Source organism: Klebsiella sp. Ech2A (assembly GCF_030078455.1).
GTDB lineage: Bacteria > Pseudomonadota > Gammaproteobacteria > Enterobacterales > Enterobacteriaceae > Klebsiella > Klebsiella terrigena.
The window spans coordinates 1-6658 of sequence record NZ_JAQGFU010000218.1 but is presented as its reverse complement, the minus strand read 5'-3'; the positions used below and the strand labels follow the sequence as shown (position 1 = coordinate 6658).

4 protein-coding genes and 1 pseudogene are annotated in these 6658 nt (G+C 58.4%); 3 read left to right on the top strand and 2 right to left on the bottom strand.

Annotated elements, in window-relative coordinates:
- Window positions 1–185 precede the first annotated feature (185 nt).
- The 3 genes and pseudogenes from PFH44_RS23470 to PFH44_RS23460 all read left to right on the top strand — a co-directional run.
- Window positions 186–2633, top strand: a complete 2448-nt coding sequence (locus PFH44_RS23470) for a TonB-dependent siderophore receptor (protein ID WP_283826316.1) — start codon at window positions 186–188, stop codon at window positions 2631–2633.
- A gap of 73 nt (window positions 2634–2706) precedes the next feature.
- Window positions 2707–4368 (top strand): ABC transporter ATP-binding protein/permease, encoded by a 1662-nt coding sequence (locus PFH44_RS23465; protein WP_283826315.1) that lies wholly within the window; start codon window positions 2707–2709, stop codon window positions 4366–4368.
- 292 nt (window positions 4369–4660) lie between these two features.
- Window positions 4661–5106, top strand: a pseudogene (locus PFH44_RS23460) (alcohol dehydrogenase catalytic domain-containing protein); the annotation flags it as partial.
- A gap of 23 nt (window positions 5107–5129) precedes the next feature.
- On the opposite strand, the gene PFH44_RS23455 reads toward PFH44_RS23460, so the two are convergent.
- Both PFH44_RS23455 and PFH44_RS23450 read right to left on the bottom strand, forming a co-directional pair.
- Window positions 5130–5789 (bottom strand): riboflavin synthase, encoded by a 660-nt coding sequence (locus PFH44_RS23455; RefSeq protein WP_045858129.1) that lies wholly within the window; start codon window positions 5787–5789, stop codon window positions 5130–5132.
- 100 nt (window positions 5790–5889) lie between these two features.
- Window positions 5890–6658 (bottom strand): thiamine pyrophosphate-dependent enzyme (locus tag PFH44_RS23450; protein ID WP_283826314.1); only part of this gene is annotated, 769 nt, incomplete at its 5' end.

The following is a 6658-nucleotide window of genomic DNA, read 5'->3' as shown; positions in this document are numbered from 1 at the left end:
ATATGGCGCTGGACATGCTCACCAACGCGCTGCCCGTGCAGCTCAACCGCCGCTTCTCCTGGTGGCTGACGGTCGCCCCGCGCGATAAATAACAAATAAATTCGCCTCATCGGTTCCCCTTTACGGGCCCTCATCCGATTAACCCTATGCAGCACTTTTACTTTTGGGAATTATCAGGGGAATCTATGTCATCATCACCACGCACCAGCCCGCCGCGGATTTTCCGTCGTACGCCGACGGCCGCCCTCCTGCGCATGATGTTTTGTGCGCCGCTACTGACCTTTGCCGCTGCGCAGGCCGCCGAAACGGCGACGGATAAGCACGTCTATGCGATCCCGGCCGCGCCGCTGGCGACTCAGCTGAATCAGTTTGCCGCGCAGTCGGGCATTTATCTGGCGAGCGATGCGCGGCTGACGGCCGGTAAATCCTCTCCGGCGCTCAACGGCACCTACACCCTTGCCGAAGGCTTCTCCCGGCTGTTGACCGATCGCGGGCTGCTGGCAGAACGTCAGCCCAACGGCAGCTACACCCTGAAAAAGATCCCTGAAGGGGACGAAATGGTGGTGATCGGTGACGTTAACTACGGCGCGATGACTGAAGATACCGGCTCATACACCACCCGCAGCATGTCGGCGGCGACCCGTCTGAATCTCTCGCCACGGGAGACGCCGCAGTCGGTCAGCGTGGTTACCCGCCAGCGGATGAACGATCAGAATATGACCTCGCTGGACGACGCGATGCGTCAGGTCACGGGCGTGAACGTCATCAACGAAAGCTCCTACCAGACTCGTTACCAGTCGCGCGGCTTCACGATGGATAACCTTCAGGAAGACGGTATCAGCTCCTCGTTTCAAAACAGCCTCGCTGGAATGGGGTATGCCGAAGCCTCCACCGAATCGCCGGATCTGGCCATTTACGACCATCTGGAAGTTCTGCGCGGCGCGTCAGGCCTGACCCAGGGCAGCGGCGAACCGGGGGGAACGGTGAATATGGTGCGCAAGCGTCCGACCTATGATTTTCGCTCTTCCGTCAGCGCCAGCGCCGGCAGCTGGGATAACTACCGCGGCGAAATGGACGTCTCCGGGCCGCTGAATGACGATGCCTCGCTGCGCGGCCGCGCGGTTGGCGTACTGCAAAAGAGAGACAGCTTTACCGATTACGTGCACAGCGATCGCCAGGTGCTGTTCGGTACTCTCGCCTATGATTTGACGTCGCAGACCACGCTGACCACCGGTCTCTCCTGGCAAAAAACCGATACGGTGCCCAATCTTTACGGCGTGCCGATGTCCACCAACTACTCCAGCCTGGGTCTGCCCCGCTCGACCTTCCTGGGGGCCAGCTGGAATAACATCACCTTCGAGAAAACTAACGCCTACGCTGAACTCGAACACTATTTTGATAACGAATGGGTCGCCAAAAGCTCGCTGAACTACACGACCGCCAGCGCCGAGGGCAAATTCATCGGCGTTTACGGCAACGGCACTCAGGGCGTGGATGATTCAGGCAGCGCGAAGCTCAACAACTACCTGCAACGACACAACCGCAGCAGCCAGTACGGCGTGAACATTAACCTGAGCGGGCCGTTCGAGCTGCTGGATCGCGACCACCAGCTGGTATTCGGCGGTGATTATCAGAAGGAGAACTTCAATAATTTATTTGGTTCGCTGAGCAATACCAGCGCGGTAAATATCTATAGCTGGGACCCTGAAAGCCTCTCTGAACCCGACTGGGATTACACCCGCCGCTATCAGTACAACGTCTATCAGCGCGGCCTGTACGCCACGACGCGGCTGAGCCTGACGGACGACTGGAAGCTGATCCTCGGAAGCCGTTACAGCAGCTTTACCTACGACTCCTATTTCACCAATCTCACCACCGGGGCGATGACCGCGCACAGCAACTACAAGGTGAAAGGTAAAATCATCCCCTACGGCGGCCTGCTGTGGGATTTCGCCAAAGACTACACCTGGTATCTGAGCTATGCCGAAATATACAAACCGCAAAGCTCGCTGGATGCCAGCGGCAACTTCCTGCCGCCGGTCACCGGCAGCAACTACGAAACCGGCGTCAAAGGGGAGTTCTTCAACGGCGGGCTGAACGCCTCCGTCGCCCTGTTCCGCATTATTCAGGCCAATAACGCCATGAGCGGGGTGGACTGCGATGACTGCTACGTCGCCGACGGCAAGGTGCAGAGCCAGGGCATTGAAATGGAGATATCCGGGCAGCTTGCGCAGGGCTGGCAGATCTACGCCGGATACACGCTTAATAACAGCAAATATCTCGAAGCCGCCGCCACGCAGAAAGGCACCAACTACAGCAAACACACGCCGCAGCACCTTTTCCGCTTGTATAGCAGCTATCGCCTGCCGGGAGAGTGGGATAAATGGTCCGTCGGCGCAGGGCTGACGGCGCAGACGGATACCACCACCAACTACGATGTGTCCCAGGGCGGATACACCCTTTTCAACGCCAATATCGGCTATCAGTACAGTAAACAAATAAGCCTGAGCCTGAACGGTAACAACCTGACGGATAAAGAGTATTACCTCGGCGTTTCCAACCGTCACCGCGGCGGCAACAATTTCTACGGCGATCCGCGTAACGTCATGTTCAACGTGAAATGGGCTTATTAAGCGCAAAGGATAATGGGCAGCCGTCCGCGAGGGCGGCTGTCACGCTTTTTACACACTCTGTGCGACCTTTTTTATGCAAAGTTTGAAACGGTTTTACCAGCTGATCGCCCCCTGTTGGCTGCACCCTCGCGAATGGTTTTCATGGCTTTTATTGCTGACGCTGACCGCCCTTACGCTGGGCGTGGTATGGATAAGCGTTCAGTACAACAACTGGAGCCGGGAATTTTACGATGCCCTCAGCGACTACTTTCAGCAGGCGTCGATCGGCATGCTGGCGCTCTCCTATGCCGGATATACCGCGCTGTTTGTGACGTTCATTATCAGCTCGAACTGGCTGAAAAAATTACTGATCGTTCGCGGCCGACAGAAGATGACCCTAAGATTTCACCATCTGTGGCTGCGACGACATAATCATTACCGTCTGAGCCTCCATGCTGAACCCGATAATCCCGATCAGCGTATTGCCGAGGATATCCGGCTGCTGGTTGAGCAGAGCCTTGGGCTATTTTTGTCGCTGCTAAAAAACATCACGGGGCTTTTATCGTTCATTGTTATTCTGTGGCAGCTCTCGGGCACGTTCAGCCTCACCGTCGCCGGACACAGCGTCACGCTGCACGGCTATCTGGTGTGGGTGGCGCTGGGGTATGCGGTTATTAGCAGTCTGCTGGCCCACTGGATAGGCAGCCCGCTGCATCAGCTGAATATAGAGCGGCAAAAAAGCGAGGCGGACTACCGTGCCAGCCTGCTGCGCATCCGCGAAAATAGCGAGCAGATTGCCTTCTACGGCGGCGAACGTGCCGAACTGCGACGCGTACACCGTCATTTTTCGGCGATTGTGCAGAACTGGCAGCGACTGATGTCGCGCGAGTTTCGCCTGGATACGTTCACCACCTCCTATTTTCGTCTGAGCCTGATGATCCCGATTTTTGCCGTCCTGCCGCTGTACATCGCAAAACAGATCTCGCTTGGCGGCGTCATGCAGGCGCGCGCCGCTTTCGGCTACGTCCTTGACGCCTTCGGCTGGTTTATCGACTCCTACCGCCAGATAGTGGCCTGGTCAGCGACGGTAGAGAGGCTATGGCAGTTTGAGCAAGGCTTAATCGCGCTGCCGGCGCAATCGCGCGTTTCCCGCCAGCCCGGAACGTTACGCTGTCTTCATCTGGTCGCCCGTCACGCTGATGGTACGCCCCTGTTTAACCCGATAAATCTCGACTTACGGCGCGGGGAGGCAGTGGCGATTACCGGCGCCAGCGGGTGTGGGAAAACGACCTTCTTAAGGGTACTCTGCGGGCTGTGGCCATACCGCAGCGGGGCCTATAGCCACCCGACCGGCAAAAGCCTGTTCGTGCCGCAAAAACCGTATCTGCCCGACGATCTCCTGAGCCACGTGTTGACGTATCCGGGCTTAGCTAAAGTCAGCAATCAACGGCTGGAGAGCTGCCTGAAGAGGGTTGGGCTACACCATTTGTGCCGGCAGCTGAATGAGCGCCAGTCATGGCGCGGTATCCTTTCCGGCGGCGAGCAGCAGCGTCTTTCGTTTGCCCGCATCCTGGTGAATCAGCCCGATTTTATTTGCCTTGATGAATCAACCAGCCACCTGGACGATGGGACGGCCGTCGCGCTGATAGGCGCTATCCGCCGCGAACTCCCGCAGAGCATCATCATGGTCGTCAGCCACCAAAGAGCGGTTGTAGACTCAGTGAGCACAAAATATCTCATTGAAAAACATGGCTAAGATAATGATCTTGCGCGTTAACATCGCGCGCAGATACAACGGGCTGCCCTCATCTCCAGTCGTTAACACGCGCGTCCCAAAGATTCCGGGAGTCAGCCGCTGAGGGCTATCCCTCATTGCTGCCTGTGGGCGGTTTACCTAAGCTAAAGCTGTAATGTAAATCGCCCATAAGGAGATCATCATGACCGGCTTACCCTCCGACGATCGTCATCCCGCCCCCGATGCCGCTGAAGAGAACGCGTTTTTTCCGTCACCTTACTCTCTAAGTCAATACACCTCGCCAGTACCCTGGCTGGTCGTTGAACGGCCCAATGCTGATAAACCCTTTTCAGCCGCGCTCGCCGCTGGAGAGGCTGAGTCGCCCCTGCCGCTGCCCGGCCCCGATGAGGTGCTGGTGCAAGTTGCTGCCGCGGGCGTAAACCGTCCGGATGTGATACAGCGGCAGGGAAAGTACCCTATGCCCGAGGGCGTCACTCCGGTACCCGGCCTTGAAGTTGCCGGGAACGTTGTGGCTCTAGGTGACAACGTCACGGGGACAAGGTGTGTGGCCTGACCAACGGCGGCGGCTACGCGGAATACTGCCTGCTACCCGCGACGCAGTGCCTGCCGATCCCGACGGGCGTGAGCATGGTCGAGGCTGCCGCGATAGCGGAAACGTTCTTTACCATTGATCAGGTTTTCCGGCTCGAGGATGCCCCGCTGGCGCACGCCATGATGGAGCGCGGGGATCACATAGGCAAAATTGTGCTCCAGGTGACAGGCTAGGCGTGCGGCCAGGCAGCAAGCGGGGCGACCTGGCGCCCTTTTTCTTCGGCGACGGCGGCCAGCACGCGCTCCACGGTATCGATCGTCGCCTGAGTCTGCGGATCGATTTCAATATTCACCTGCTCACCGACCTTTTTCGCCCCCAGCGTGGTGCGCTGCAGCGTCTCCGGGATCAGGTGCACGCAGAAACGCAGCGGCAGCACTTCACCCACGGTCAGGCTGATCCCGTCCACGCCGATATAGCCTTTGTAGAGGATATACTTCATGGCCGCCGGGTCCCGCAGACTAAACCACATCCGACGGTTGTGCTCAGAGGCCACGATTTGCACCACTTCTGCGGTGGTCATAATATGGCCGGACATCAGGTGTCCGCCTATTTCGTCATTGAATCTGGCGGCGCGCTCAACGTTCACCCAGTCACCTTCCCTGAGCGCACCGAGGCTGGTCGCACGCAGAGTTTCGTCCATTAAATCAAAGCTCACCCGCGCGCCGTCAATTCGCGTGACCGTCAAACAGCAGCCGTTATTCGCCACCGAGCTCCCGGGTTCGAGCCCCGCCAGCATACCCGCGGGCAGCTCTATGGCGTGGGTGCGAAAATGGCTTTTTTCTTCAATGGACAGCACTTTCGCCATCCCCTGGATAATACCGGTAAACATAGCGTTCCCCTGTCAACATTGGTGACGGCAAGTCGTTAAATGGCAAATCCCTCTGCATTGTCTCCTTTCATCCCAACTCTGCGGCTGTGCAGGACCGGCGTTATTCGTCCCCGGCCAGCGACTGATACTTCCTGAACCGCTCTCTGGCATCTTCCTCCGTCCGTTCGAACAGCGCGTCCGCGAGATGTGGCGTGCTTTTGTGCAGAGAGGCATAGCGCACCTCGCCGAGCAGAAAGTCGCGGAAGCTCTCTTCAGGCTCTTCGGAATCAAGGACAAACGGCGTCCTGCCTTCCGCCTTGCGCTGCGGATGATAGCGCCACAGATGCCAGTATCCCGCCGCCACCGCGCGTTTCGCCTCCCGCTGGCTGCAGCTCATCCCGGCCTTCAGTCCGTGGTTGATGCAGGCGGCATAGGCAATCACCAGCGACGGCCCCGGCCAGGCCTCGGCTTCGGCAATCGCGCGCAGGGTCTGATCTTTATCGGCCCCCATCGCAATCTGCGCGACGTAGACATTGCCGTAGCTCATCGCCATCATGCCGAGGTCTTTCTTACCGGTGCGTTTGCCCTGGGCGGCAAATTTGGCGATAGCCGCCGTCGGGGTCGACTTCGACGACTGCCCGCCGGTATTGGAGTAGACCTCGGTATCAAACACCAGGATATTGACGTCCTCCCCGCTGGCCAGCACGTGATCGAGACCGCCGAAGCCGATATCGTACGCCCAGCCGTCGCCGCCAAATATCCACTGCGAGCGCCGGGTAAAGTAGTCCCGGTTCTGCCAGAGCTGCTCCAGCAGCGGAGATTGTTCTTTCTCTAGCGCCAGTCGTTCGCTTAGCCGGTCCGCGCGCTCGCGGGTTCCCTCCCCCTCATCC